Origin of the sequence: Sphingomonas sanguinis, from assembly GCF_001476905.1 — a bacterium.
GTDB classification, from domain to species: Bacteria; Pseudomonadota; Alphaproteobacteria; order Sphingomonadales; family Sphingomonadaceae; genus Sphingomonas; species Sphingomonas sanguinis_B.
Window position 1 is genome coordinate 1 of sequence record NZ_LDTE01000043.1, and the last position, 26,410, is coordinate 26,410.

The window sequence follows — 26,410 nt, forward strand, 5'->3', positions numbered from 1 at the left end:
CGCCTTGGCCTCGCGCGCCAAGGCGGCCAGCCGGACGAGCGCGGGCACCTGTCGGTCGAGCGAACGCGCCAGCCAGGTCTCCAGCCGCGCCTTCACTCGCTCGCGCATCGGTGGGGTCAGGCAGTCGAGGTCGCGCTCCAGCCGCACGACCGGCCGCCCCAGCGAGGGCCCCGCCACCAGCCTGGCCACGCCATGCCCGTACCAGACCAGTCGGTCCTCGTCGAGCGTGATCGCCTCCTGCGCGGCGGCGATCAGCGCCTCGGCCCGGCGGGCGCGTTCGGTGCCCAGCCGCTTTTCGGCCGCGGCGAGCAACAGGCGCTTGTCATTGGCCCGCGCGCCCGACTCGACGGTGAAGCGGAATCCCTCCAGCCGTCCGATGGGATGATCCTCGACCAGCACCTCGCCCTCCGGCCCGATGGTGACGGGCAGCGCGCCCGCATCGGCACCGATGCGCCGGATCAGCGCGGTCGTCCGCTTGTCGACGAAACGCTGGGTCAGGCTGGCGTGGAGGCCGTCGGACAGCCGCTCCTCGATCTCGCGCGTCCGCTCGGCCCAGTGTTTCGGATCGGCCAGCCAGTCGGCGCGCTGGGCGATATAGGCCCAACTGCGGATCGCGGAGAGGCGACCCGCCAGCGTCTCGACATCGCCCGCCATGGTGTCGAGCCGCGCGATCTCGTCGGCGAACCACTGGTGCGGGACATGGCCCAGCCCTTCGGACAAATGGCCGAACACGCGCGAGACGAAGCGGGCATGGGGGTCGATGCCCACTTTCCGAAAATCGGGAATGCCGCACGCCGCCCAGAGCCGCGCGACCATGGCAGGCCGCCGCACCCGGTCGCGGACCCAGGGCTCGTCGGCTAGCCGCTTCAACACCTGCAGATCGGTGGCAAGCGGGGCGGCGCGCAGCACGCCGGGTTCGGGCTTGCGCTCCAGGCTGGCGATCAGCGCGTCGATGCTCGACAGATCGGGCTTGCCGTCGCGCCAGTACAGATGGTCGAGTCGGGGGAAGCGATGCTCCTCGATCGCCAGCACTTCTTCGGGCAGGAACGCGTCCGGTCCCTCCTCGGCCAGCGCTCCGAAGGTGCCGTCGCGGTGGTGTCGCCCGGCACGGCCCGCGATCTGCGCCATCTCGGCGACGGTCAGGCGGCGGCGGCGGCGCCCGTCGAACTTGTGCAGCCCGGCAAAGGCGACATGTGCGACATCCATGTTCAGGCCCATGCCGATCGCATCGGTGGCAACGAGATAATCGACCTCGCCCGCCTGGAACATCTCGACCTGCGCATTGCGGGTGCGCGGGGACAGCGCGCCCATCACCACCGCCGCGCCGCCGCGCAGACGGCGCAGCATCTCGGCGACCGCGTAAACCTCCTCCGCCGAGAAGGCGACGATGGCCGAGCGTTTGGGCAAGCGGCTGATCTTCTTCGCGCCCGCATAGGTCAGGGTCGAGAAGCGCGGTCGCGCGATGACCTCCGCATCGGGCACCAGCGCCCGGATCATCGGCTTCAGCGCCTCGGAGCCCAGGATCATCGTCTCGTCCCGGCCGCGCGCGTGCAGCAACCGATCGGTAAAGACATGACCGCGCTCCATATCCGCACCCAGCTGCGCTTCGTCCAGCGCCACGAAGGCGACGTCGCGATCGGGCATCGACTCGGCGGTGCACAGGAACCAGCGCGCGTCGGGGGGCACGATCTTTTCCTCGCCGGTCACCAGTGCGACCTGGTTCGCGCCCTTCAGCGCGACCACGCGGTCATAGACCTCGCGGGCCAGCAGGCGGAGGGGAAAGCCGATGATGCCGCTGGAATGCGCGCACATCCGCTCGATCGCGAGGTGCGTCTTGCCGGTGTTGGTCGGCCCGAGAACGGCCGTCACGGCGCCCGATACGCGGCTGGTCATGGGACCCTACATCGGGCTTCGCTCGCGCGGTTGCAACGTCCTGAAGCAAGATGGCGTGTCTCTGGCGAGATTTGGCCCGCCCCGGCCACGTCCGACCGCAGCATCGGGGCGGCGGGTCGCACCGGCTTTGACTTTGCCGCCCCCGGCCGACACGGCACAATCCTGTGCGCCGGTGGGAGATCGGCGACGCTGCTCGACGATTTCACGGACGCCATCCCACCCATGTTCCTTGCCACCGACGAAGCCCTGTTGATGACCGGCGGCACCGCCGCGCGGTCGCCGGGCCCCGCTTTCCCGCTTGCGCCGACCGGCCGATGGGCGCGCTGGCGATCGGCCGCGCGCGAGATCGACTGGGTGCCCGATCTGGGGTCGCGGATCGGCAGCCGCGACTGGTGGCGGGGGCTGGCGACCTGTTCGGCGCTGTGTGCCGCGACGATCGTGATGGCGCCCGGATTTCACCGCCCGATCATCGGGGCCGCTCCCAAGCCGCTGACCGGCGAGGCGTGGAAGAATGTGCGGGCGCAAGCCATCGCGCCGATCGCGCTGGGCGCGGATAGCGGGCGGCGCATGGCCGCCAACGACCTGGTCGCGCATCTCGCCGAAGCGCCCGAGCGACCCATGGTCGAGCTGTCGGCCACGGTCGGCGCGGGCGACCGGCTGGCTCGCGTGCTGCAACGTGCCGGCGTCGCCAAGGACCAGGCACGCGAGGCGGCCGATCTGGTCGAGCAGGCAGCGGGGGGCGAGACGATCGCGTCCGGCACGCGCGTCGCCCTGACGCTGGGGCGGCGACCGAGCCGTATGGTGGCGCGGCCGCTGGAGGGATTGAAGCTCCGCGCGCGGTTCGACCTGGCGGTGACGCTGACCCGTACCGCGAAGGGGCTGACCATGACGGAAGCGCCGATCGCGATCGACCGCACGCCGCTGCGGCTGCAGGGGCTAGTCGGGGCCAGCCTGTATCGCTCGATCCGCGCGGCGGGCGCGCCGGCCAAGCTGGTCGAGGGCTATATCAAGGCGCTGTCGGCCCGCATGTCGGTCGGCCGTGACGTCAAGCGTTCGGACAGTTTCGATCTGATCATCGAGCGCGAACGGGCGGCGACCGGCGAGACGCGGCTGGGCAAGCTGTTGTTCGTCGGGCTGGACCATGGAGGCCGCAAGACCCAGCTGGCGCGCCTGCCCGGCGAGGATGACGGGCAGTGGTACGACGTCCACGGTCAGACCGAGCGGCGCGGCGCGATGGCGATGCCGGTCGCGGGGCGCATCACCTCCTCCTATGGCAAGCGGATGCACCCGATCCTGGGCTTCATGCGGATGCACAAGGGGACCGATATCGGGGCCCCGTACGGCGCGCCGATCCATGCGATCATGGACGGGGTGGTGCAATTCGCCGGGCGCTCGGGGGGCTATGGCAATTTCGTCAAGCTCACCCATTCGGGCGGTCTGGCGAGCGGCTATGGCCATATGAGCCGCTTTGCCGTCCGCTCCGGCGCGCATGTGAAACAGGGCCAGGTGATCGGCTATGTCGGGTCGACCGGCATGTCGACCGGCCCGCACCTGCATTGGGAAGTGTGGAAGAACGGCGCGGTCGTGAACCCGCGCACTTTGAACCTGTCGAGCGTCGCGGTCCTGTCGGGCGCGAAGCTGCGCGCTTTCAAGCGTGAGGTGCAGGGACTGTTGGCGGTGCGGCCGGGGCGGTAACCCGCGCCCGGCGTCGCCCTTACTTCCCCGCCATCCGCCAGCGCGACACGGTGTCGTTCAGCACGTCCTGACCCCGCGCGGCCCGCGCCCAGAGCGCGGTGATTGCCATGTCGTTGGAGGCGGGGCGCTTGTCCTCCTCCAGATTGTCGAAGCTGGCGCGCATCGGGAACATCACGCCTTCGCCGCACAGGACCGCCTCGCGATTGCGCAGCGCGGAGATGACGTCGAGCAGGCCGCGACCACCCTCGGGCATGGCCGAGCGGACCATCGCCTGGTCGCGTTCGTTGTTCAGCCGCATCGCGATGATCGTACCGCATTGCGACAACACGCCCTCGGCCAGGTCGGACGGGCGCTGGGTGACGAGGCCCAGCGAGACGCCATATTTGCGCCCCTCCTTGGCGATGCGCGATAGGATGCGGCCGACCGCCGAATCCTGTTCCGCCTTGGCCGGGATATAGCGGTGCGCCTCTTCGCAGACCATCAGGACCGGACGGCGATCGGCGGGCGGGGACCAGATGGCATGGTCGAAGATCATCCGCGCCAGCATTGCGACGACGACGCTGGTCACATCCGACGGCACCCCCGATACGTCGACGATCGAGATCGGCCGCCCGTCGCCCGGCATGCGCAGGATGCGGCCCAGGAATGACGCCATGGTATCGGCGACCAGCATGCCGGAGAACATGAAGGCATAGCGCGGGTCGCTCTTGATCTCGTCGATCTTCGACTTGATGCGCAGATAGGGCGCGATATCGCCCGCCCGCTCCAGCTTGCTCATCTCGGCGGTCAGCAGGCTGGTCAGGTCGGACAGCAGATAGGGGATGGGCGTGTCGACGGTGACGCGCGGCAGGTCGGCGGCGGCGCGGCTGCGCATCCGGGCGGCGAGCAGGCATTTGGCGAGCACATCGGCATCGTTCTGGCGATCGGCGGGGCTGGCCGAGAGGAGGATTTCGCAATGCTCCTCAAAATTCATCAGCCAATAGGGCATCCGCAGGTTGCCGACGTCATGGATCTCGCCCTCGCCGCGAAACGCGTTGGCATATTCGCCGTGCGGATCGATCATCACGATATGTCCGAGCGGCGCAAGCTCGCAGATGCGGTGCAGGATCATCGCGGTCGCGGTCGACTTGCCGGTGCCGGTCGACCCCAGCATCGCGAAATGCCGGCCCAGCAGCGCATCGACCGCCAGTGTCGCGGGCACGCTGCGCGCCGGGTGGACGGTGCCGATCCGGATGGTCGCGATGTTGCGATTACCGTGGATACCCGCCAGCTCGGCATTGGTGATCGCGTGGATGGTCGCCCCCGGCATCGGGAAGGAGGTGACGCCGCGGCGGAATCCGTACAGGTCGCCGGTCTCGGCATGGCGCATCCCTTCGCCCATCAGGTCGATCTCGGTCGCGATGGCGGCGGCGTCGCTGGACGGATCGAGCGACAGCGAGCGGATCGATCCGATGATCCAGCGGTCGTCGCGCTTGATCTTGACCGGCATGGCGACCTGCCCCGCCGAGGCCAGCACCGGATCGGCATGGCCCGCCAGCGCGGCCACCGCCTCGCGGTCGAGCACGATGCGGCCCGATGATCCGGCAATGCCCAGCAGCCAGCCGATGACCGGGGTATCGAGAGCGGCGTTGGGATGTTCGGCGGCAGGCGATAGGTCAAACATGAAGGGCGATACCGTCCGGTCTGTCAGAAGACAGTGACCGGTAACGACCGAACCTTAAAATGGCGTATCGCGCGTTCAGACCCGCCGGGCGATCCAGCCCGCGGTCCAGCCCAGCAGGATCGACAGGGCCACCGCCGCCAGGCCGTAAGGAATGGCGGCGCGATCGGCGGCGCGCGCGACGAAACGCTCGAACCCCGATTTGCGGATGTCGATATCGCGCACCGCCGCCGCCAGGACGCGGCCGTCGCGGATCAGGAAGGTCTCGGCGGTGAATCGCCCGACGGGTACGCGTGCCGGGATGGTCACGCGCGCGCGGTAGAGCACGTCGTCGGTGATCTCGACGGCGCGCGGTGCCTCGACATACAGGCCCGAACGGCGGCGCTGGTCGACCAGCCCGGCCTGGAAGCGCGCCTGGACATCGGCGGGGGCGCTGGAGGCGGGCGAGAGCTGCAGGCTGTCGAGCCCCAGTTCATAGATGGCGCGGGTGCGGTCGTCGACGATGCGGGTGATCGGCCGCGATGACGCGATGGCGTAGAAGGACGGCGCCGACTGGTAACGCAGCCGGCCGGCATTGACCCAGAGCCCGGCGATCTTCTCCTTCTCGCGGATCAGGATCGACTGGGTGGGCCCCTTGACGACGACGACGATGTCGGTCGGCTTGTCGTCCTGCGGCGGACGCCCGCCGGGATAGAGGATTGCGCCGAACAGCAGCAGTTCGGCGCCAGTGAAGCTGTAGGCGATCTGGATATCGCGCTGCGACACGTCGGGGACCAGGACTGGCTTGGCCTGCGCCATCAACAGCGGTGACAGCAGCGCCAGTGTGAAGGCGAGCCGTTTCAAAGCGGCTGCACCGTGAAGATTTCCTCGGGCCGCCACACCAGGCCGAGCAGGATGCGCAACCCCACCAGCAGCACGATGACCGCCAGCGCCAGGCGCAGATATTCGGGCTTCGCATTGGTGGCGAGCTTTGCGCCGACCTGCGCCCCCGTCACCGATCCCACCAAAAGCAGGCCCGCCAGCACGATGTCCACCGCCTTGGTGGTCGTCGCGTGCACCATCGTGGCGGCGGCGGTGACGAACAGCGTCTGGAACAGCGAGGTGCCCAGCACGACATTGGTCGCCATGCCCAGGATATAGATCATGGCGGGCACCAGGATGAACCCGCCGCCGACGCCCAGAAGGATGGTCAGGATGCCGACGAAGAAGCCCAGCATCAGCGGGGCGAGCGGCGAGATATAGAGGCCCGAGGCATAGAATCGCGTGCGGAAGGGGAGTGCCGCGACCAGCGGATGATGCCGCCGCCGCGCCGCCCGCTGGGGCCGGCCGCGCCGCTGCGCGATGATCGCGCTGGTCGCCTCGCGTGCCATGACCGATCCGATCCAGCCGAGCATCAGCACATAGACGATGGCGATGACCGTATCGATCTGGCCGCTCGCCTGCAGCAACCTGAAGATCCACGCGCCTGCGAACGATCCGACCACGCCGCCCGCGACCAGCACGCCGCCCATCTTGGTGTCCACTCCGCCGCGCCGGAAATGCGCGAACACGCCCGACACGCTCGCGCCCGTCACCTGGCTGGCGGCGGAGGCGGCGGCGACGGTCGGCGGGATGCCATAGACGATCAGCAGCGGCGTGGTCAGGAACCCGCCGCCGACCCCGAACATGCCCGACAACAGGCCCACGCCCGCGCCCAGCGCGATGATGACAAGCGCGTTGACCGACAGGTTGGCGATCGGAAGATACAGGTCCACGGTCGCGTTATAACCGCATGGGCCTTTCCGAACAGTGTCGAAGGTCTAGAAATCGCCCGCCATGGTGAGCGCAGGGCCGGAGCCGGGGGCAGCCCGCCCCGCGATCCTTTGCCGCCAGTCGAGCGACAGCCGGACGCGCCGATCCGCGAGCGGCAGCGCGACGCCCAGGGTGGGGCCCGCATCCAGCCGCTGCGCATCCCGTTGCGCTCCGCCCCACAGGCCCAGCCCCAGGTCGATCGTGGGCGTCAGCGGGGTGCTGGCCCGCACCGCGCCATCGGCAAAGGGCTCGATCCGCGTGCGGGCCACCGCCCCGGCCTGTGCATAGCCAGTCAGGACGAGGCCGGGCGCGATGGGTCGTGGACCGATTCCCGTCACGACCAGCGCGGCGGGCGCGTTCTGCCCCACATCGAGCGCCAGCCGCTGTTCGACCAGCAGGCGGATCGGCAACCGATGGACGGGGCGCCAGTCGATGCCGACGGCCATCTCGCGCCCGATACCCTGCCACGGCGCGGACAGGCGCAGGCTGGCGGACAGGTCCCCGCGCGTATCGAGCTGCCGCAACAGGCGAACGCCGCCCTGCGTGCCGCCAAGCTGGCCGCCGGGCAGCAGCGTCTGGCCCCCGTCGCGAACGATCGCCCACAGGCTGGCGCTCCAGCGTCGCGGCGGGATGGGCTGCGGCGGCGCTGCCAGGGGCGCGTAAGGCGGCACGACGAAAGCCGGGGATGGCGCGATGCGGGCGTCTGGCGGCGGGGCTTCCCTTGGCGTGATGGAAGCGGGACGGAAGGGCGCTCGTGATATAACGGGCCGTGGCGAGGCAAGCCGCAGGCTAGAGATGTGCAGCGGCCGTGGCGCCTGATGATATCGACTCGAACCCGCCATCGCGACGGCGACTCGGCGTGGGGTCGCGGGCCGGGCGGGCGTGACGGCTCGTTCGACCACCGGAGTCTGGGGCAGCAGAAAGGCGATGCGACCCAGCGCCCAGAGCCCGACGATGCCCCCCAGGAATCGCAGCGGCCGCCCGCTCACGATTGCGTCGACAAGTCGGGGAAATGATGGCTCGTCTTGTCCCAGGCGGCCACGCCGCCGCGTAGCACATGGATATAGCGGATCAGCGCGCGGGGGATCGCGGCCAGTGCCACGAAATTGCCGATGATGAATCGTGGCAGCGACCACAAGGCCTCGCGCCAGCCATAGGCGCGCCCCGTGAACGTCATACGCACCGCCAATCGCCATAGCAGCAGCAAGGCGTTGATCCCGAACAGGATACGCAGACCGGAATGGACGGGCGATAATGGCGTGTCGGCGATCCAGTGCAGCGCGATCGCCAGCGCATCGGCGAACAGGCCCAGATAGGCGGCGGCGAGCACCAGCATCGCGATCGGCCCCCGCCGGTCGCGCAGCCGCCACCAATGATCCCCCATGGCCAGCGCACGGCCCCAGCCGGTGCGGTCCCAGCCGATCAGGGCGATGCCGGTCATCCACCGCGCCTTCTGCCGGACGGCGGCCAGCAGGGTGGCGGGGAAATAGGCGCGGACCGCCACCACGCCGCCGCGCGTCCCGTCGGCGACGCGTGCGAACAGTCCCTGCCCACCCAGCTCGGCGATGCGCAGGCCCAGCTCGTAATCCTCGGTCAGGCTGGTCGCATCGAACGGATCGCCCCCGCGCGACGCCGCGATCCGGCCCAACATGGCCGGTGAGATGGCGCAGCCGGTGCCCGCCAGCGGCATGCCCGCCCCGATCCAGGTGCGGACGACCAGCTGTTTGCTGTGGCTCTCCGCAAACTCGTCGGCATAGTGACCGGATACGAGGCGCGATCCCGGCACGACCAGGGGCAGCACCGGCAATTGTACCACCGCCCGCTCCTCGATCAGCGAGTCGAAAACGGTCAGTTCGTCGGGATGCACGACATCCTCGGCATCGTGCAGGACGATCGCCTTGGCCTGAAAATCCTCCGCCGCCATGTCGCGCTGCAGGGCATGCCATAGCGTGTTGAGGCAATCGGCCTTGGTCGTGGGACCGTCGCGCGAACCGATGACCAGACGGATGCGATCGTCCCGTTCCGCCACATCGGCCGCCGCCAGGATGGTCGCCGGATCATTGGGGTAAAGCCCGACATAGATTCGATAATCGGGATGCCGGAAACGGCCGAGCGCCGTGGACAGCATCGCGCCGATCACCGCCGATTCGTCCCATGCCGGGGTAAAGACGATGATCCGCCCGGATCGGACGGGCCGGGGCAAGGCATAGCTGCGGATGGGAGTCGCGGGGCCCTTTATGATCCGTCGCGCGAAATAGAGCAGATCGACCAGAAGATCATCCAGCCCCCCGATCAAAAGTCCGGCCGCCGCAAACAACAAAAGCTCGCGCGCCACGACTTCGATGACCGCCGTGATCTCTCCCATTCGGCGTCCCCCATGCCCGATGGGGATTGTGCCTGTCCAAAATGGACCGATCAATAGCTGTTTGGGCGATCGCCGGGACTCGGTGGCACAAGGCGATGCGGCGGATATCGGAGCCTTTATCCGGGAAAATCCGCGAATTGGGGTTGGCCGGGTGGTTGCGCCTCGTGCTGCGGTGCAACATATGACCGGGGAAAGGATATTGTGATGGCCCGGACATTTCCCCCCGGCATCGTCCATGCCGCGCTGGCGGTGGGCGGCTTTGCGATCGGCACGACCGAATTCGCCGCGATGAGCCTGGAGCCCGATCTGGCGCGCGGGCTCGGCATCGATGCGCCGACGGCGGGGCATGTCATCAGCGCCTACGCGCTGGGCGTGGTGGTGGGTGCGCCGCTGCTGGCGGTACTGTCGGCCAAGCTCGCGCGGCGCACGCTGCTGATCCTGTTGATGCTAATGTTTGCAGCAGGCAACGGCCTGTCAGCGATGGCGCCGGATTACCACTGGATGCTGGTCTTTCGATTTCTCAGCGGCCTGCCGCACGGTGCCTATTTCGGGATCGCGGCGCTGGTTGCGGCCTCGCTGGTGCCCGAGGAGCGGCGGACGGTCGCGGTGGGGCGGATCATGCTGGGCCTGACGGTCGCGACCGTGATCGGCGTGCCGTTGGCGCAGATGCTGGGCCAGTGGCTCAACTGGCGCTGGGTGTTCGGGGTCGTCGCCGCGCTGGCGCTGCTGACCGCGACGCTAGTGTGGATCGCCGCACCGCAGGACCGGCCCGACGAGGGCGCGAGCATCCGTCGTGAACTCGATGCGCTGGGCAAGGGACAGGTCTGGCTGACGCTGGCGATCGGCGCGATCGGCTTTGGCGGCATGTTCGCAGTCTATACCTATCTCGCCGCGACGCTGACCGAGGTGACGGGCGTGTCCGAGACGATGATCCCGCTGGTGCTGGCGGTGTTCGGTCTGGGCATGACGATCGGCAATATCGTCGTGCCGCGCTTCGCCGACCGTGCGTTGATGCCGACTGCCGGGGGCTTGCTCCTGTGGTCGGCGGCGATGCTGGCGCTCTATCCGCTGGCGGCGGGCAGCCTGTGGACGATCCTGCCCATCGTCTTTGCGATCGGACTGGGCGGGGCGCTGGGCACCGTGCTTCAGACCCGGCTGATGGACGTGGCGGGCGAGGGGCAGGGGCTGGCCGCCGCGCTCAACCATTCGGCCTTCAACACCGCCAATGCCATCGGCCCCTGGGCGGGCGGCCTGGCCATCGCCAGTGGTCTGGGCTGGACCTCGACCGGCTATGTCGGCTGCGGGCTGGCGCTGGGCGGCTTTGCGATCTGGCTGGTGGCGATGCGCGTGGCGCGGGGCAGCGTCAGCGCGCCAGCGGATCGATCGAATCGTCCGGTAGCGTTGCACTGAGGCTTTTCGCCACCGCCTCGACCCGTTCCTTCACGCGCAGGATATTGCCGCTGGTCAGCGCGGCGAGATCGGCATCGCTCCACCCACGTCGAACCAGCTCGGCCAGCACCAGCGGATAGCCGTCGACGCCCGCCATCCCTTCGGGCCCGGTGCCGTTGATCCCGTCATAGTCGCCGCCGAACCCGACCGCGCCGTGTCCGGCCACGCGGGTGATATGCTCGATATGATCGGCGACCATCGCCGGCGTGACATGCGGGGCGGGGTGGGTCGCGTCCCAGGCGATCAGGGGCGCGGGGCTTCGCGGGCCATAGACATTGGCGGCCACACCGACCGACCGCGCATAGGCGGTGCGGTCTGCGTCCCAGGCGCGCCACTTGCTCGACAGAAAGGCGGGATAGCAGTTTACCATCACCATGCCGCCGCCCGCGCCGATCCGACGGAGCAGAGCGTCGGGAATGTTGCGCGGCGCATTGGCCAGCGCGCGGGCGTCGGAATGCGAGGCGATGACCGGCGCCCTGCTCGTATCGAGCACCGCCGCCATCGTCGTATCGGCAACATGCGCGACATCGATGATCATGCCGATCCGGTTCATCTCGGCCACCACGGCGCGCCCAAAGGGGCTGAGCCCGCCCGCGATCGGCGCATCGGTCGACGAATCGGCCCAGGCGAGGCTGCGGCCATGGGTCAGCGTCAGATAGGCGACGCCGAGCGCCTTGTACTGCCGCAGCACCGACAGCCGCCCGTCGATCTGATGCCCACCCTCGACCCCGATCAACGAGGCGACCCGCCCGGACGCGGCGATGCGGCGCACGTCCGCAGCCGTGCGGGCGAGCGCCAGTCGCTGAGGATGCGCGGCGACCAGCCGGTGGACACGGTCGATCTGCTCCAGCGTCATCTCGACCGCACGAGGACCGGTCACGTCGGCGGGAATCCACACCGACCAGAATTGCCCGCCGACCCCGCCGCGTTTGAGACGGGGCAGGTCGGTCTGGAGCGGGTGGGGCAGGGTGGAGCTATCGCTGGCCAGCGCAGGCGACTCAGGCGGGAGGCCGGAGTCGCGCAACTCCCAGGGCAGGTCGTTATGCCCGTCGACGATCGGCGCGCGGGCCAGGATCGATTCGACTCGGCGCGTGATGGCGGGATCGGCCGCTTGCGCGAGGATCAGGGCAATCAGCATGTCGGTCGCTGCTCGAACCGGGTGAGCAGGGTATCGACGGGCTGTTCGGTCGCCTCGATATGGTCGACGCGGGCGGCGGGCGGTCCCGACTCGGCATCGGCGATAATCCGCGTCACCGCATCTTCCGGTCCCTGCACCAGCGCTTCGACCGAACCATCGGCGCGGTTGCGTACCCAACCGGTGAGCCCGAGCGCCCCGGCGTGTCCTAGGAACCAGTAGCGATACCCGACGCCCTGCACCCGTCCGGTTATGCGAAGATGACGCTCGATCATGCCAGCGACTGTCGCGCGGGCGGCAGAGAAAGGAAAGCTCCCAATCCTCCCCGGCACGGGGAGGGGGACCGCCGCGAAGCGGTGGTGGAGGGGGGCGCGCCACAAAAGACGTCCTTTATGGAGCACCCCCTCCGTCAGGCCTTCGGCCTGCCACCTCCCCGTGCCGGGGAGGATCGTCAGACTTTCTCCGTCAGTTCCGGCACGACGGTGAAGAGGTCGCCGACCAGGCCGATATCGGCGACCTGGAAGATGGGCGCATCCTCGTCCTTGTTGATCGCGACGATGACCTTGGAGTCCTTCATCCCCGCCAGATGCTGGATTGCGCCCGAGATACCGACCGCGACATAGACTTCCGGCGCGACGATCTTGCCGGTCTGGCCGACCTGATAGTCGTTGGGGGCATAGCCCGCATCGACCGCCGCGCGGGATGCGCCGACCGCGGCGCCCAGCTTGTCGGCGAGCGGATCGATGAGCGCATGGAACTGCTCTTCCGAGCCCAGCGCGCGACCGCCCGAGACGATGATCTTGGCGCTGGTCAGCTCAGGGCGCGCGCTCTCGGCCTTTTCCGCGCCGACGAAGCGGGACTTGGCCGCGTCGCCCGTCGCGGCGACCGCCTCGACCGCGCCCGAGCCACCCTCTGCCGCCGCCTTCTCGAAGGCGGTGGTGCGGACGGTCAGGACCAGCTTCTTGTCGCTGGTCTTGACGGTGGCGATGGCGTTGCCCGCATAGATCGGCCGGGTGAAGCTGTCCGGCCCCTCGACCGACAGGATGTCGCTGATCTGCATCACGTCGATCAGCGCGGCGACACGCGGGGCGATGTTCTTGCCGGTCGTCGTCGACGGCGCGAGAAAGGCGTCATGATGGCCCATTAGCTGGGCGATCAGCGGTGCGACATTCTCGGCCAGCGCATTCGCATAGGCCGCATCGTCGGCGACATGGACCTTGCCCACGCCCGCGATCTTCGCCGCCGCCTGCGCGACGCCGTCGACGCCATGCCCGGCGACGATCAGATGCACCTCGCCCAGCTTCGACGCCGCCGTGACGGTCGCCAGCGTGGCATCCTTGACGGACCCGCCGTCATGCTCGACCCAAACCAGCGTCTTCACTTGGCCACTCCCAGTGCTTTCAGTTTCTCGACCAGCTCGTCGACCGAGCCGACCTTGACGCCCGCCTGGCGCTTGCCCGGCTCGGCAACGTGCGTGATCGTCAGGCGCGGGGCGACATCGACACCGTAATCGGCGGCGGTCTTGGTCGCCATCGGCTTGGACTTGGCCTTCATGATGTTGGGCAAGCTGGCATAGCGCGGCTCGTTGAGGCGAAGGTCGGTGGTGACGATCGCGGGCAGCGTGAGGGCCACCGTTTCCAGACCGCCATCGACCTCGCGGGTGACGTTCGCCGTCTCACCCTCGATCTCGACCTTCGAGGCGAACGTGCCCTGCGCCCAGCCGAGCAGCCCGGCCAGCATCTGGCCGGTCTGGTTGTTGTCGCCGTCGATCGCCTGCTTGCCCAGGATCACGAGGCCGGGCTGTTCCTCCTCGACCACCTTGGCGAGCAGCTTGGCGACGCCCAGCGGTTCGACGGGCTGGTCGGCGGTGATGAGGATCGCCCGGTCCGCGCCCATGGCGAGCGCGGTGCGCAGCGTGTCCGCCGCCTTGGGCTCGCCGATCGAGACGACGACCACTTCGGTCGCCGCCCCCTTCTCCTTCAGCCGGATCGCCTCTTCCACCGCGATCTCGTCGAACGGGTTCATCGACATCTTCACGTTCGCCAGATCGACGCCCGTCCCGTCCGCCTTCACGCGCGGCTTCACGTTATAATCCAACACCCGCTTCACGGGCACGACGATCTTCATCGTAGGTCCTTCCCGGCTGAACAGCCAAACATGCCACCGTCTTTGGCGGCGTTGCGAGCGCATCGCAAGACTTGCACCGAAGAACGAGAAAGGGGCCCGGACGTTTCCGCCCGAGCCCCTTTATAATCGGTCCGTCAGGGCCGAAGGTGCGGCTTAGGCGACCTTCTGCACCTCGGCGACGATCTTCTTGGCGGCGTCGCCCAGATCGTTGGCGGGGACGATGGCGAGACCCGAATTGGCGAGGATTTCCTTGCCCTTCTCGACATTCGTGCCCTCGAGGCGGACGACCAGCGGAACCTGCAGGTTCACTTCCTTCGCCGCCGCGACGATGCCGTCGGCGATGATGTCGCAGCGCATGATGCCGCCGAAGATGTTGACCAGGATGCCCTTCACGGCGGGATCGCTCAGGATGATCTTGAACGCCGCGGTGACCTTTTCCTTGTTCGCGCCGCCGCCGACGTCGAGGAAGTTGGCCGGGAACATGCCGTTCAGCTTGATGATGTCCATCGTCGCCATGGCGAGGCCGGCGCCGTTGACCATGCAGCCGATGTCACCGTCGAGCTTGATGTACGCGAGGTCGTACTTCGACGCCTCCAGCTCCATCGCGTCTTCTTCGGTGGTGTCGCGCAGTTCCATCAGGTCCTTGTGACGGAACATGGCGTTGCCGTCGAAGCCGACCTTGGCGTCGAGCACCATCAGCTTGCCGTCCTCGGTGACGGCGAGCGGGTTGATCTCGATCTGCTCGGCATCGGTGCCCAGGAACGCGGCGTACAGCTTCGACGCGACATTGGCGGCCTGCTTGGCGAGGTCGCCGGTCAGCTCCAGCGCGGCGGCGACGGCGCGGCCGTGATGCGGCATGAAGCCGGTCGCGGTGTCGATGTCGATCGAGTGGATCTTCTCGGGCGTGTCATGCGCCACGGTCTCGATGTCCATGCCGCCTTCGGTCGAGGCGACCATCGAGACACGGCCGGTCGCACGGTTGACGAGCAGCGCGAGGTAGAATTCCTTCGCGATGTCGACGCCGTCGGTCACGTACAGGCGGTTGACCTGCTTGCCCGCGTCGCCGGTCTGGATGGTGACCAGCGTGTTGCCCAGCATGTCGGTGGCGGCAGCGCGGACTTCCTCGGCGGTCTTGGCCAGGCGGACACCGCCCTTGGCGTCGGGGCCGAGTTCCTTGAACTTGCCCTTGCCGCGGCCGCCCGCATGGATCTGCGCCTTGACGACGTAGAGCGGTCCGGGGAGCTTGGACGATGCCTCGACGGCCTCCTCGACGGTCATCGCGGCGAAGCCGGCGGGGACGGGCACGCCGAACTTGGCGAGCAATTCCTTGGCCTGATATTCGTGGATGTTCATGCGCTAGCCTTCCGCCTCTCGGGTGGTTCTAGGGAAATTGGGTGCGGCTAAAGCACAGGCTGGCGGACAAATCCACCCCGAAACGGCGTTAATGCAAATGCATCGCAAGTGCGATTTGGGGCGGGGCGAGTCGTGCCGCAAAGGCGATGACGGGAATCGCGCGCAAAATTCGCGCATATGCGTTATGAGGCTGTCATGCACTTGGCTTTCGGCATTCTCCTGTTCCTCGGCACCGTGATCTTCATGGAGGGGTTCGCCTATGCGGCGCATCGCTGGATCATGCACGGGCCGGGCTGGTTCCTGCACGAAAGCCATCATCGGCCGCGCACCGGCAACTGGGAACTGAACGACCTGTACGCGGCGATCTTCGCGGTGCCGTCGTTCGTCATGATCCTGGGCGGCGCGCAGCTGGGCTGGTGGAGCGGCTTCACCTGGATCGGTGCAGGGATCGCGGCGTACGGGGCCATTTATTTCGGCTTTCACGACGTCATCGTCCACAAGCGCCTGCCGAGCCGGTATCTGCCCAAGTCCGATTATATGAAGCGGATCATCCAGGCGCACCGGCTGCACCATGTCGTCGAGACGAAGCACGGCACGGTCAGCTTCGGCTTCTTGGTCGCGCCAAAGCCCGAAGCGCTGAAGGCCGAATTGAAACGCCGCGCCCATGCCGGGGTCCGCCGCCCGGCCGGCACGCGCGAAGGGCAGGAGGCGTTGGCGGAAAAGTAACCTTCGTCGGGATAAGGGAGGTGCGCTATGGATAAACCGGTCTTCACACCGCCATTCGAGCCGGTCGCCGGCCAAGATCTTCGCCGTTCGCTCCGCCATGCGGTGCGGATGCGGGCGCACCTGCGCGACAAGGGGCAGACGCGGTTCGAGATCGACGTGGTTGACCTGTCGCCCGAAGGCTTTCGCGCCGAAACCAGCTTCACGCTATGGCCGGGCACGATCGTCTGGCTGACCGTGCCGGGGCTCGCCCCGCTGGAGGCGGTGATCGCTTGGCGTGACCGCTTCAAATATGGCTGCGCCTTTTCCAAGCCGCTTCACCCGGCGGTGTTCGAGCATATCGTTGGCTTGGGGAATCGCTGACGGGTTTCGGGCTTAGATAGCCTCAAGCGTCTCGGCTAGGTCCGGCCCTCCCCCATCCCCTCCCGCTTGCGGGAGGGGCGTGTTTGGTTCGGCCCGCTTGCGCCTATTTAAGCCCCCCCTCCCGGCAGGGAGTTTCAGGTCGGTCATGCCCCCGGCATGACCTAAACAATGCGGGGCATTGTTTGCCTGAAACTGGGTTTGGGGTGGGGTCTAGGCCAAGAGCGAGACGCTCATTGCCAATTTACCCCTTAATCAATCGAACAGGCTCGACACGCTGGTCTCATCCGCAATGCGCTTGATCGCCTCGCCCAGCAGCGGGGCGATGGGCAGGTGGCGGATCTTGGTGGTGGCGCCGATCGACTCGTGGTTGCCGATCGAGTCGGTGATGACCAGTTCGCGCAGTTCGGAGCCCTCGACTCGCGCCACCGCGCCGCCCGACAGGACGCCGTGGGTGACATAGGCGACGACGTCCTCGGCCCCCGCCTGACGCAGCGCAGCGGCGGCGTTGCACAGCGTGCCCGCCGAGTCGACGATATCGTCGATCAGGATGCAGAAGCGGCCCTCGACGTCACCGATGATGTTCATCACCTCCGACTCGCCCGCGCGCTCGCGGCGCTTGTCGACGATGGCGAGAGGCGCGTTGTCGAGCCGCTTGGCGAGCTGGCGGGCGCGGACCACGCCGCCGACGTCGGGCGACACGACCATGAGGTTGTCGTTCTTGAAGCGCGCCAGAATGTCCGCCGACATGACCGGCGCGGCATAGAGATTGTCGGTCGGGATATCGAAGAAGCCCTGAATCTGACCGGCATGAAGGTCGACCGACAGAACGCGGTCGGCACCCGCGACGGTGATCAGGTTGGCGACCAGCTTGGCCGAGATCGGGGTGCGCGGACCCGGCTTCCGGTCCTGACGCGCATAGCCGAAATAGGGGATGACCGCCGTGATGCGCCGCGCCGACGCACGCTTCAGCGCGTCGATCATGATGAGCAGTTCCATGAGGTTGTCGTTGACCGGATAGCCGGTCGACTGGATTACGAACACGTCCTCGCCGCGGACGTTTTCCTGGATCTCGACGAAGATTTCCTCATCAGCGAAGCGGCGCACCAGCGCCTCCGTCAGCGGCACCTCCAGATAGGAGGAAATCGCCTTCGCCAGCGGCAGATTGGAATTGCCGGTCATCAATTTCATGGTGGTACCCCGTCCCCGCAGACAGCCCAGTGATGCGCGTCCCCTTAATCGCGCTGTCACAATAGCGCAAAGGTGATTCCCCGATTATGGCGGCGCTCATGACCGTGACCCGTTTCGCTCCCTCGCCCACCGGGCGGCTGCATGTCGGCAATATCCGCACCGCGCTGCACAACTGGATGTATGCGCAAAAGGCCGGCGGGCGCTTCCTGCTGCGTATCGACGATACCGATGCCGAGCGGAGCGAGGAACGCTATGTCGAGGCGATCCGGGCGGATTTGGCCTGGCTGGGGCTGATCCCCGATATCGAAGTGCGCCAGTCGCAGCGCTTCGCTTCATACGAGGCGCGGTTCGCCGAGCTGGTCGCAGGCGGCCATGTGTACCCGGCCTATGAGAGCGCGCAGGAACTGGACCTGAAGCGCAAGATCCAGCTCGGGCGCGGCTTGCCGCCGGTGTACGACCGCGCCGCGCTGGCGCTGAGCGAGGAGGACCGCGCGAAGCTGGAAGGTGAAGGCGTTCGCCCGCACTGGCGGTTCAAGCTCGATCACGGCGCGGCGATCGAATGGGAGGACGCGGTGCGCGGCCCCCAGCGTTTCGACCCCGCGACGATGAGCGATCCCGTCATCCGCCGCGCCGACGGGACGTGGCTCTATATGTTGCCGTCCGTCATCGACGATATCGACATGGGCGTCACCCAGGTCGTGCGCGGCGAGGATCACGTCTCCAATACCGCTCTGCAGATTCAGATGTTCCAGGCGCTGGGGGCCGAATTGCCGCGCTTCGCCCATGCCGCGCTGCTGACCGGCAATGAGGGCAAGCTGTCCAAGCGACTCGGTTCGCTGGGCGTCGATCACTTTCGCGAGATCGGCATCGAGCCGCAGGCGGTGCGCGCCCTCCTCGCGCGGATCGGGACCAGCGATCCGGTCGAGCCGGTCGCCGACATGGCGCCGCTGATCGCCGGGTTCGATTTCTCGCGCTTCGGCCGTGCGCCCGCGCGGTTCGACGAGGCGGAACTGGCGCAGCTGAATGCGCGAATTCTCCACCAGACGCCGTATGCGGCGGTCGCCGATCGCCTGCCGACCGGCATGGGTGACGCGGAGTGGGAAGCGGTGCGGCCCAACCTCAACACCGTCGCCGAAGCCGCAGACTGGTGGCAGGTGATTGAGGGGCCGGTCGAGGCCCCGGAGCCCGCCGAGGACGACTGCGCCTATCTCGCTCAGGCCGCCGCGGTCGCGGGCCAGATCGACTGGAACAGTGACCCCTGGCACGCACTGACCGCCGCGCTCAAGGACGCGACGGGCCGCAAGGGCAAGACGCTGTTCTTGCCGCTGCGCCTGGCCCTGACCGGTCGCGCGAAGGGGCCGGACATGGCCGCACTCTTGCCGCTGATCGGGCGTGACCGCACGATCGCGCGGCTGAACGGCTGATTTACGCGTCCACCTTCCATTCCCGCACCCGCTCGCCCACATAGGGCCGAGCAACACGTAAAGGAGCGTCTTTTGGCCACGTTGGGAATGTCGCCCGCCGACAAGGAAGCCGTCACCGCCTTCCGCCGCGATGTCGTCGAGCCGTCGATGACCAAGCTGGTCATCCTGGACTTCTGGGCCGAATGGTGCGGCCCGTGCAAGGCGCTGGGCCCGACGCTGGAGAAGGTCGCGGAGGCCTATGCCGACAAGGGCGTCGTGCTGGCCAAGATCGACACCGACAAGAACCAGTTCATCGCCAACCAATTCCAGATCCGCTCGATCCCGACCGTCTATGCGATGTTTCAGGGCCAGCTGGTCGCCGACCTGACCAGCGCGCGCACCGAAAGCGCGCTGCGCACGATGCTGGACCAGCTGCTCAAGCAGCTGCCGATCCAGTCGGAGGCGGTGGATGCGGCGGCCGAGCTGGAACCGCTGATCGCGATGGGCGAGGAAGTGCTGGAGGCCGGTGACACCGAGCGTGCCGTGTCGATCTTCCAGCAGCTGCTCGACATGGCGCCCGAGCATCCCGCCGTGCTGTCGGGGCATATCCGTGCGCTGCTCGGTGCCGGTCGGATCGAGGAGGCCGAAGCCGCCACCGAGGCGCTGCCCGAAGGCTTGGCCAATGACCCCGCCATCCACCGTGCGATCGCCGCCGTGACGTTGGCGCGGTCCGCCCCTCCGGCGGCGGACTATGCCGATCTGGCGGCCAAGGTTGCGGCTAGCCCCGACGATCACGAAAAGCGGTTCTCGCTGGCCAATGCCCAGATGGCGGCAGGCGATCGTGACGGCGCGGCGGACAATCTGCTCCATATCGTCGCCGCCGACCGCAGCTGGAACGAGGATGCCGCGCGTCAGCAGCTATTGAAGCTGTTCGAGGTGGTCGGCCTGACCGACCCCTGGGTCTCGCAGCAGCGGCGGCGGCTGTCCGCCATCCTGTTCGGGTAAGCGCATGGCGCGGCTCTCGATCTTTCCGCTGGCGGGCGCGATCCTCTTTCCGGGGATGCCGCTTCCGCTGCACATCTTCGAGCCGCGCTACCGGGCGCTCGTCTCCGACGCGATGGCGCGTGATCGGCGGATCGGCATGATCCAGCCTTCGGGCGAGGGGGATAAGCCGTCGCTCTATCAGATGGGCTGTGTCGGCCGCATCGCCGAGGTCGAGGCGATGGAGGATGGCCGCTACAACCTCGTCCTCGAGGGCGTATCGCTGTTCCGCATCGTTCGTGAGCTGGAGGTGACGACGCCCTTCCGCCAAGTCGAGGCCGAGCTGCTGCCGGTGATCGACGAGGATTTGCTGTCGCTCGGCCGCCGCGCTTCGCTGGAACAGGAGTCGAAGCGCTTCGCCGATCTTCAGGGCTATGCGGTCGACTGGGATGCGGTCGGGCGGCTGGACGATGAAAGCCTGGTCAACGGCATCGCCCAGATCGCGCCCTTCGACGTCGCGGCGAAGCAGGCGCTGCTGGAGGCCCCCGATCTGGAACAGCGGGCCGAGCTGATTATCCAGCTGATGCAATTTTTCGGTCGCCATGACGGCGAGGATCGGGTGACGTTGCAATGAGCCTGGACCCATGGCTGCTCGAACGCCTGGTCTGTCCGGTGACGCGGACGCCGCTGCGCTATGACGAAGCGGCTCAGGAATTGGTGTCGGAAGCGGCGGGCCTCGCCTATCCGATCCGCGACGGCGTGCCGGTGATGCTGGTCGAGGAAGCGCGCGAACTCTAAAATCCTCCCCGGCACGGGGAGGATCAGATGAGCCTTCCGACCAACGCCGCCAGCACAATGACCAGCGCCGCGACGCTGGAATAGAAGGTGAGCGCAAACCCGAACGCCCGCGCCACCGCGCCGCGCGCGTAGTTTGCCCAGAACAAGGTCCGCCCGACCGAAAACAGCGCGGCGAGCAGCGGGATCATCGCCCCCGATCCCTCAACCACCCAGGCGAGCGCCAGATAGCCCGGGATCGCCAGGACCACCTGCTCCAGCGTGTTGCGCAACACCGCCTGCGCGATGGCGACTCGCGGCGAATCGGGACTGCCGCTCGCCGCCGCGTCGATATCAGCGGGCGAGGCGAAGCGCAGGGCCGCGACATGGCCGATCGCCGCCGCCAGCCACAAGGCGGCCACTGTCGACGCCGCCACCGCGCGCAAGACCCGGTCGGTGGGGGAAAGCGCGTGTCCGACGCTCCAGCCGAGCAGGAGTGTGAGCATTACGATCGCCAGCGCGGCAATCATGCCTCGTATGACGCCGGTCTGGCGGCGGTCGCGGATGGGGGGACGGGTGGAGCGCTTGGGATGATGAGGCCCAGGGATCATGGCGCGCAAAACGCCAGAAAGGGCTTTTGGTATCCCGTAAATTGTGATCGCGGGCGTATCGCTTGGGGCTTTCCCTCCCCCATCCCCTCCCGCCTGCGGGAGGGGCGTGACATGAGGCGCGCAGAGGGCCAGCCAATCAACGCTCCCCTCCCGCAGGCGGGAGGGGGTGGGGGAGGGCAGGTACTCTTCGGACCAGCCCTTCCGAATTACACCATCACGCCCTGCAGCAACCGGGGCAACTGCCCCGTCTCGCCGCGCGCCTCGGCCATGAAGCGGTTCTTCAACGGCGGGATATGGTCGATCGCGGTGATGCCCAGCCGCCGGATCGCGCTGGCGGTCTTGCCGGGTACGCTGAAGATGCGGTTGAAGCTGTCGGTCGCCACCGACACCATCAGCGTGTCGAGCCCGCGCCATTGCTGGTAACGCTGGAGCAGCGCCGCATCGCCCAAGTCCAAGCCGGTGCGCTTGCCCTCGACCAGCACCTCGACCAGCGCGGCGACGTCGCGGTAGCCCAGGTTCACGCCCTGGCCCGCAATCGGATGGATGCCATGCGCCGAGTCGCCGACCAGCACCAGCCGCTCGCCTGTCATCGTCGCGGCGCGGTGGAAGCCCAGCGGATAGGCCGAGCGGGGGGAGGCGTGGGACAGCTTGCCCAGGAACCCGCCCATGCTCTTTTCCGCCTCGGCCAGGAAGGCGCGGTCGGAGAGTTTCAGCATCGCGTCACCGTCACGCCCCGACACCGACCAGACGATCGCCGAGCGGTGCCCGATCTCGTCGTCCGGCAAGGGCAGCAGCGCGAAGGGGCCGCTGGGGTAGAAGATCTCGAACGCGATATTCTCGTGCGCGACTTCGTGGTGGAAGGCGCTGATGATCGCCTTATGGTCGTAGGACCAGCGCGCCACCTTGATCCCCGCCGCGTCGCGAGTCGGCGACTGGCGCCCTTCGGCGGCAACCAGCAGGGGCGCGCGGACGGTGCTGCCGTCGCTCAAGATCGCGGTGACGCCCGCCGGGCCGCGCTCGACCGACACGGCGCGGGTCTGCATCCGCAGGTCGACCAGTTCGGCCTCGTTCGCGGCCTCGTGAATCGCGCGGCGGAGCAGCTTGTTTTCGAACATCGTGCCCAGCGCGCCGTCATCGGCATCGGGGATGAAATCGAGCTTGCCTGGCTCCAGCCCGTCGCTGACCCGAATATGCCGGATCTCGCAGCCCTTGCCCGCCAGCTTCGCGCCGATGCCGATCGCGTCCAGCATCCGCCAGCTGGCCGAGGCGACGGCCGAGGCGCGTCCGTCGAAACCGGGGGCGAGAACTACCGCCGGATCGGCGGGATCGACGATGATCGAAGACAGGCCGTGCGCGGCCAGACCGACACCCAGAGTCGCGCCGACCAGGCCGCCGCCGAGGATGATGACATCGCTATCCATGGAACTGCTCCTAGACCTTCGTGCCGTCGCAAACAATGCGGGTTCGGCCCCGCGCCTTGACGTAGGAACCGCCAGAGGCGATGAATTTTCCGGGATTTTTCCCGGATTTTTGCGACATTCCTGAAGGACACGATCCATGGCCAGCCGCGCGCAGCCGGTATTATGGCGCGAGACGGTGAAGGCGGGGGCGGTGCGCAGCGGTGCGCTGGTCGCCGCGCTCATCCTGTTTGCCGTGACGCTGATGCTGGTGCTGGCGCTTGCCAGCTACCGGGCGAGCGACCCGGCGCTCAACACCGCGTCGGGCGCGGCCCCGGCCAACTGGATGGGGCATCCGGGTGCCTGGGTCGCCGATATCGCGCTGACGCTGTTCGGGCCCGCCGTCGCGCTGATCCTGCCGATCGGGCCGATCATCGGCACCCGGCTGTGGCGCGACCGTCCGGCGGGGCGCTGGGTGCGGATGCTGCGCCAGGCGGTGATCGGCGTGGCGATGATGGCGTGCGCGCTGTCCTTCGTCTCCGACTCGGCGGTGCTCGCGCTGCCCGCCGGATGGGGCGGGGTGATCGGCCTGTCGGTCGTGAATCTCGTCCGCTGGGTGCTGGGCTTCACCGGCCAGGCGGCAGTCGTCACCTGGGGATCGGCGGCGATCGGGCTGGCGCTGGGCGTCGGCGGCGCGCTGATCTGGGGCCGCAGCCTGGAACTCGACATCGCCGAGCGCGGCCTCGCGCGGCTGCGCCGTCGTCGCGCGGCGAGCGAGGATGGCGAGAGCGTGCCCTGGGACGATGAGGACGAGGGCCTCTATGACGAAGACGAGGACGAAGAACCGCTGACCCTGGCGCGCAAGGCGGTGCCGGTGCGCGAGGATCGTCCGGCCCCCGTCATCGCCGACCGCCAGGTCGCGCCTGCCCCCGCCAAGCCCAAGACGGCGGCCGACCGCGATGCGCCCTATCAGTTGCCCAGCCTCGACCTGCTGACGCCTGCGCCGCCCTCGCCCGCCGGGCAGATCGACAAGGCCGCGCTGGAGCGCAATGCCCGCCTGCTGGAGAATGTGCTCGACGATTTCCGCGTGCAGGGTGCGATCGTCGAGGTGCGCCCCGGCCCGGTCGTCACCATGTACGAGCTGGAGCCCGCGCCGGGCATCAAGGCCAACCGCGTCATCGCGCTGGCCGACGATATCGCGCGCAACATGTCGGCGATCTCGGCGCGTGTCGCGGTGATTCCGGGGCGCAACGTCATCGGCATCGAACTGCCCAATGCCAAGCGCGAGATGGTGTCGCTGCACGAACTCGTCGCGTCGCAGAGCTTTGCCGATCAGGCCGCGCAGCTGCCGATCATCCTGGGCAAGAATATCGCGGGCGACTCGGTGGTCGCCGACCTTGCGCCCATGCCCCACCTGCTGGTCGCGGGTACGACCGGCTCGGGTAAGTCGGTCGGCCTCAACGGCATGATCCTGTCGCTGCTCTATCGCCTGACGCCCGAGCAGTGCCGGATGATCATGATCGATCCCAAGATGCTGGAACTGTCGATGTACGACGACATCCCGCATCTGCTGTCGCCGGTCGTCACCGACCCGGCCAAGGCAGTCCGCGCGCTGAAATGGGCGGTCGAGACGATGGAGGACCGCTATCGCCAGATGTCCTCGGTCGGCGTGCGCAGCTTGGCCAGCTTTAACGACAAGGTGCGCGCGGCCAAGGCCAAGGGCCAGCCCTTGGGGCGCAAGGTCCAGACCGGCTATCACCCCGAGACCGGCCAGCCGGTCTATGAGGAGGAAAAGCTCGAATATGAACCGCTGCCCCAGATCGTGGTGATCGTCGACGAGCTGGCCGATTTGATGATGACGGCGGGCAAGGAAGTCGAATTCCTGATCCAGCGCCTGGCGCAAAAGGCGCGCGCGGCGGGCATCCACCTGATCATGGCGACGCAGCGGCCGTCGGTCGACGTCATCACCGGCGTCATCAAGGCGAACCTGCCGACCCGCATCAGCTTCCACGTCACCTCCAAGATCGACTCGCGCACCATTCTGGGCGAGCAGGGCGCGGAGCAGCTGCTGGGGCGCGGCGACATGCTCTACATGCCCGGCGGCAAGGGCATCGTCCGCGTCCATGGTCCCTTCGTCTCGGACGACGAGGTGCACCGGGTCGCCGATCACTGGCGCGCGCAGGGCCAGCCCGATTACATCTCCTCGGTCACAGAAGAACCGGCGGAGAGCTTCGCGCTCGACGGCGCGCCTACGGGCGAGGATTCGGCCGAGGACCAGCAATATCGCGCCGCGATCCAGCTGGTGTGCGAGAGCCAGAAGGCTTCGACCTCCTGGCTCCAGCGGCAGTTGCGGATCGGGTATAACTCGGCCGCGCGGCTGATCGAGCGGATGGAGACGGACGGCATCGTCGGACGCCCGGACCATGTCGGCCGCCGCGAGGTCCTCCGCGATACCGAGGGGCATCCGATCTAGGGCCAATCGATATTCGCGCCGATCATATTTTCCCCCCTCCTCTGGACAGGGGCGAGGGAAAGGCGGGGCGTGTCCGGATATCCATGGCCCCTCGGCCGACCGGAATGGGCTGGTCAGGGCGCGACCGGCTTTAATGTTGCCGACTCGATATGCCAGCGCAGACTGTCGGCGCTCGCGCCCGGTACGTCGTTGACCCGACGCACCACATATTGCCCGGCAAATCGCTGTTGCCGCCCATCGTTCAACTGCGCGTCGACGGTGACGGGGATCGTCGCATAGACCGATCCCGCCGCACCCTCGCTCGGGCCCATCTGGCCGATCGTCACCTTGGTGGCGCGGGTGTCGGCGAACCCCTTCTGGAAATCGGCGAAGCGCTGGCCGGGGCGGCCGTCCGGCCCCCATTGCGTCCAGGCGGTCGCATAGTCATGCGCGTTGATCGCAGAATAATAGCGGCGCACCACCGCGACCGCCGCCGCATCGCTCTTCGGATCGACCGAGCAACCGGACGTTGTTGCCGCCTCGTCGCCCAGCAGCGCACAGCTGCGCGCGATCTCGTCCTCGATGATCGCACAGCTGTTGGCGGCGTTGCACGGCGGATGGGTGGCGGGCGAGACCGCGACGCACGTCTTTACCAGCCGCTGCGCTGCGGCCTGGCCGCGCTCGGCCGAGCAGGACAGGACGCCATCGGTTTGCGTCGGGGTCGCGGTCTTGACCGGCGCGGGCAGGCTGGCGTTGCCTGGGCTCGCGGCCTCCCGTTCGGAGGACGGCGCGGCGGTGTTGGTCGTCCGCTCGCCAGTCGGTTCCTGGCCCCCACCACAGGCGGTCAGCGGCATCATCAGCGCAACGGCAAGCCAGCCAGTCGATCGGATCACATTATCTCTCCGATGGGAAACATGCCTGTCTCAACACCGGATGCCCCTGTTCCGCTCCCGCGAATGCGACGAACGGCATCCGAGCGCCTGCCGACGCGAGGGGTTCAGATGGTGGGAGTGGTCGGCGCGTTCTGGGCGGCGGGAGCCTCCTGTGGGG

At 67.9% G+C, this 26,410-nt stretch carries 24 protein-coding genes; 9 read left to right on the forward strand and 15 right to left on the reverse strand.

Annotation, left to right across the window (positions count from 1 at the left end; genetic code table 11):
- A partial coding sequence (locus tag SB4_RS08165) for a helicase-related protein (RefSeq protein WP_058752172.1) occupies positions 1-1,893 on the reverse strand: 1,893 nt, incomplete at its 3' end.
- A 222-nt stretch (positions 1,894-2,115) separates the two neighbouring features.
- On the opposite strand from SB4_RS08165, the gene SB4_RS08170 reads away from it, so the two are divergent.
- Entirely contained in the window at positions 2,116-3,588 is a 1,473-nt protein-coding gene (locus SB4_RS08170) for a M23 family metallopeptidase (RefSeq protein WP_058752173.1), read from the forward strand.
- 19 nt (positions 3,589-3,607) lie between these two features.
- Here the strand turns inward: SB4_RS08170 and SB4_RS08175 are convergent, their stop codons facing one another.
- The 5 genes from SB4_RS08175 to SB4_RS08195 all read right to left on the reverse strand — a co-directional run bounded on the left by SB4_RS08175 (position 3,608) and on the right by SB4_RS08195 (position 9,404).
- Positions 3,608-5,251: an ATP-binding protein gene (locus tag SB4_RS08175; protein WP_058752174.1), complete on the reverse strand. Its 1,644-nt coding sequence runs from the start codon at positions 5,249-5,251 to the stop codon at positions 3,608-3,610.
- Between the two features lie 75 nt (positions 5,252-5,326).
- A complete protein-coding gene (locus SB4_RS08180) occupies positions 5,327-6,046 on the reverse strand; it encodes a TIGR02186 family protein (protein WP_170171266.1) in 720 nt (239 codons plus the stop codon).
- A gap of 41 nt (positions 6,047-6,087) precedes the next feature.
- Positions 6,088-7,002, reverse strand: a complete 915-nt coding sequence (locus SB4_RS08185; RefSeq protein WP_058718143.1) for a sulfite exporter TauE/SafE family protein — start codon at positions 7,000-7,002, stop codon at positions 6,088-6,090.
- A gap of 45 nt (positions 7,003-7,047) precedes the next feature.
- Positions 7,048-8,028 carry a hypothetical protein gene (locus SB4_RS08190; RefSeq protein ID WP_241488534.1) on the reverse strand — a complete coding sequence of 327 codons (981 nt, stop codon included), beginning with the start codon at positions 8,026-8,028 and terminating at the stop codon, positions 7,048-7,050.
- Positions 8,025-9,404: a glycosyl transferase family protein gene (locus SB4_RS08195; protein ID WP_082670065.1), complete on the reverse strand. Its 1,380-nt coding sequence runs from the start codon at positions 9,402-9,404 to the stop codon at positions 8,025-8,027. Before SB4_RS08195 ends, SB4_RS08190 begins: the two co-directional genes overlap by 4 nt.
- Positions 9,405-9,608: 204 nt before the next feature.
- Here SB4_RS08195 and SB4_RS08200 point away from each other — a divergent pair, with 204 nt between their 5' ends.
- Positions 9,609-10,814: an MFS transporter gene (locus tag SB4_RS08200; protein ID WP_153006136.1), complete on the forward strand. Its 1,206-nt coding sequence runs from the start codon at positions 9,609-9,611 to the stop codon at positions 10,812-10,814.
- Here the strand turns inward: SB4_RS08200 and SB4_RS08205 are convergent.
- From SB4_RS08205 to sucC, 5 genes are all read right to left on the reverse strand, one after another.
- On the reverse strand, positions 10,768-11,991 hold the full coding sequence (locus tag SB4_RS08205) for a dipeptidase (protein WP_058752176.1): 1,224 nt from the start codon (positions 11,989-11,991) through the stop codon (positions 10,768-10,770). The genes SB4_RS08200 and SB4_RS08205 overlap by 47 nt on opposite strands.
- Positions 11,985-12,263 (reverse strand): acylphosphatase, encoded by a 279-nt coding sequence (locus SB4_RS08210; protein ID WP_058734865.1) that lies wholly within the window; start codon positions 12,261-12,263, stop codon positions 11,985-11,987. Before SB4_RS08210 ends, SB4_RS08205 begins: the two co-directional genes overlap by 7 nt.
- 176 nt (positions 12,264-12,439) lie before the next feature.
- On the reverse strand, positions 12,440-13,369 hold the full coding sequence (locus SB4_RS08215) for an electron transfer flavoprotein subunit alpha/FixB family protein (RefSeq protein ID WP_058752177.1): 930 nt from the start codon (positions 13,367-13,369) through the stop codon (positions 12,440-12,442).
- Entirely contained in the window at positions 13,366-14,115 is a 750-nt protein-coding gene (locus tag SB4_RS08220) for an electron transfer flavoprotein subunit beta/FixA family protein (protein ID WP_058752178.1), read from the reverse strand. Before SB4_RS08220 ends, SB4_RS08215 begins: the two co-directional genes overlap by 4 nt.
- Positions 14,116-14,268: 153 nt before the next feature.
- On the reverse strand, positions 14,269-15,468 hold the full coding sequence (gene sucC / locus SB4_RS08225) for an ADP-forming succinate--CoA ligase subunit beta (protein ID WP_058752179.1): 1,200 nt from the start codon (positions 15,466-15,468) through the stop codon (positions 14,269-14,271).
- Positions 15,469-15,663: 195 nt separating this feature from the next.
- Here sucC and SB4_RS08230 point away from each other — a divergent pair, with 195 nt between their 5' ends.
- Complete coding sequence (locus SB4_RS08230) at positions 15,664-16,194, forward strand: sterol desaturase family protein (RefSeq protein WP_058752186.1); 531 nt, start codon at positions 15,664-15,666, stop codon at positions 16,192-16,194.
- 27 nt (positions 16,195-16,221) lie between these two features.
- Positions 16,222-16,554, forward strand: coding sequence for a pilus assembly protein PilZ (locus tag SB4_RS08235; RefSeq protein WP_058752180.1), 333 nt, complete (start codon positions 16,222-16,224; stop codon positions 16,552-16,554).
- Between the two features lie 252 nt (positions 16,555-16,806).
- Here the strand turns inward: SB4_RS08235 and SB4_RS08240 are convergent, their stop codons facing one another.
- The gene (locus SB4_RS08240; RefSeq protein WP_058717300.1) at positions 16,807-17,742 is read right to left on the reverse strand and encodes a ribose-phosphate pyrophosphokinase; all 936 of its coding nucleotides are present in this window, start codon (positions 17,740-17,742) and stop codon (positions 16,807-16,809) included.
- A 98-nt stretch (positions 17,743-17,840) separates the two neighbouring features.
- Between SB4_RS08240 and gltX the strand changes: the two genes are divergently transcribed.
- The 4 genes from gltX (at position 17,841) to SB4_RS18890 (ending at position 20,924) form a co-directional block, all read left to right on the forward strand.
- A complete protein-coding gene (gltX, locus tag SB4_RS08245; protein ID WP_058752187.1) occupies positions 17,841-19,166 on the forward strand; it encodes a glutamate--tRNA ligase in 1,326 nt (441 codons plus the stop codon).
- Positions 19,167-19,253: 87 nt separating this feature from the next.
- Complete coding sequence (locus tag SB4_RS08250; protein ID WP_058752181.1) at positions 19,254-20,150, forward strand: tetratricopeptide repeat protein; 897 nt, start codon at positions 19,254-19,256, stop codon at positions 20,148-20,150.
- A 4-nt stretch (positions 20,151-20,154) separates the two neighbouring features.
- Positions 20,155-20,760, forward strand: a complete 606-nt coding sequence (locus SB4_RS08255) for an LON peptidase substrate-binding domain-containing protein (RefSeq protein ID WP_058752182.1) — start codon at positions 20,155-20,157, stop codon at positions 20,758-20,760.
- On the forward strand, positions 20,757-20,924 hold the full coding sequence (locus SB4_RS18890; protein WP_007405277.1) for a Trm112 family protein: 168 nt from the start codon (positions 20,757-20,759) through the stop codon (positions 20,922-20,924). Before SB4_RS08255 ends, SB4_RS18890 begins: the two co-directional genes overlap by 4 nt.
- Before the next feature lie 23 nt (positions 20,925-20,947).
- On the opposite strand, the gene SB4_RS08260 is transcribed toward SB4_RS18890, so the two are convergent.
- Complete coding sequence (locus SB4_RS08260) at positions 20,948-21,430, reverse strand: MAPEG family protein (protein ID WP_193753768.1); 483 nt, start codon at positions 21,428-21,430, stop codon at positions 20,948-20,950.
- Positions 21,431-21,717: 287 nt separating this feature from the next.
- On the reverse strand, positions 21,718-22,932 hold the full coding sequence (locus SB4_RS08265) for a UbiH/UbiF/VisC/COQ6 family ubiquinone biosynthesis hydroxylase (protein WP_058717296.1): 1,215 nt from the start codon (positions 22,930-22,932) through the stop codon (positions 21,718-21,720).
- Positions 22,933-23,068: 136 nt separating this feature from the next.
- Here SB4_RS08265 and SB4_RS08270 point away from each other — a divergent pair, with 136 nt between their 5' ends.
- Complete coding sequence (locus tag SB4_RS08270) at positions 23,069-25,381, forward strand: DNA translocase FtsK (RefSeq protein ID WP_058752183.1); 2,313 nt, start codon at positions 23,069-23,071, stop codon at positions 25,379-25,381.
- 113 nt (positions 25,382-25,494) lie between these two features.
- Here SB4_RS08270 and SB4_RS08275 read toward each other — a convergent pair whose 3' ends face one another.
- Positions 25,495-26,217: a hypothetical protein gene (locus tag SB4_RS08275; protein ID WP_058752189.1), complete on the reverse strand. Its 723-nt coding sequence runs from the start codon at positions 26,215-26,217 to the stop codon at positions 25,495-25,497.
- Between the last annotated feature and the right edge of the window lie 193 nt (positions 26,218-26,410).